The sequence below is a fragment of the Oleiphilus sp. HI0086 genome, from assembly GCF_001635225.1.
The window spans coordinates 1-997 of the sequence record NZ_LWFZ01000995.1 but is presented as its reverse complement, the minus strand read 5'-3'; the positions used below and the strand labels follow the sequence as shown (position 1 = coordinate 997).

At 46.7% G+C, this 997-nt stretch carries 1 protein-coding gene; it reads left to right on the top strand.

The features are described from left to right. Positions 1-29 precede the first annotated feature (29 nt). The gene (locus A3756_RS17975; protein WP_068554157.1) at positions 30-926 is read left to right on the top strand and encodes a LysR family transcriptional regulator; all 897 of its coding nucleotides are present in this window, start codon (positions 30-32) and stop codon (positions 924-926) included. The last annotated feature ends 71 nt before the right edge of the window (positions 927-997 follow it).

Here is a 997-nt window from a genome sequence, read left to right as displayed (position 1 = left end):
ATAATTAGAACAATCTTTATGGAACCTTAATGATTAGAAACCCGATCACTATTGAAGCCTTAGAAACCTTAGACGCGATAGATAGACGAGGAAGCTATGCAAAAGCATCTGAAGAATTGAAGAAAGCCACCTCGGCCGTTTCTTATGCTATTCAGAAGCTCGAAGAACAATTGGGTATCACTTTGTTTCAGCGTCAAGGTCGACGCTCGGTATTAACCCCCGCAGGGCAGCTAATTTTGCAAGAAGGGCGAAAGATTCTGATGGCGACTTCTCAGCTGGCTAATTCAGCAAAAGAAGTTGCCACGGGTTGGGAGCCGAAAATACGAATCGCGATGGAGTCCACGCTGAATCAACCTGTACTATATGATGTGCTGTCTGACTTTCTGGCCGAACACGAAAATGTAGAAGTTGATCTAATTGAGTGCGTACTTAACGGCGGCTGGGAAGCACTTGAGCAAGACCGCGTAGAACTCCTTGTCGGCGCGCCAGGACCGGTACCATTACAAAAAGGCTTCCGCGCAATTCCACTAACAGACACCGACCTAATACCGGTTATTGCCACGTCCCATCAACTTGCTGAACTCGCCTTAGATACACAGAGGCTCACCGAAATACTGCCTAAGTTAAGACGCGTTGTTACCCATGACACCTCAATACTGGAGGTGTCGCGCAGCGCCGGGCTCACAGATGCAGGGAAAACCTTTTATGTACAAACCATGGATCAAAAGGTCGAAGCCATATTAGCAGGTATAGGTATTGGTCACTTGCCGCGAAAACGTATTCACCAAGCCATTGAGAGTGGCAAGCTGAAGGAGCTTAAGCTTGCTAAGGTAAATAATCATGAATGCTTTATGGCATGGAAACTCAGCAATAAAGGCAAAGGTCTGCAGGCATTAACTCAATTACTGGCCACTGCAAAGTGGTAGGTGACAGCGTCAGACCAACCAAGCACTCCCCTCCTTCAGTAGGGCTTCTCAGACTAGAAGTATAAAAAAAG

Coding starts and splice junctions, on each gene's coding strand:
- A3756_RS17975 (WP_068554157.1), top strand. CDS start 30: ATGATTAGAAACCCGATCACTATTGAAGCCTTAGAAACCTTAGACGCG.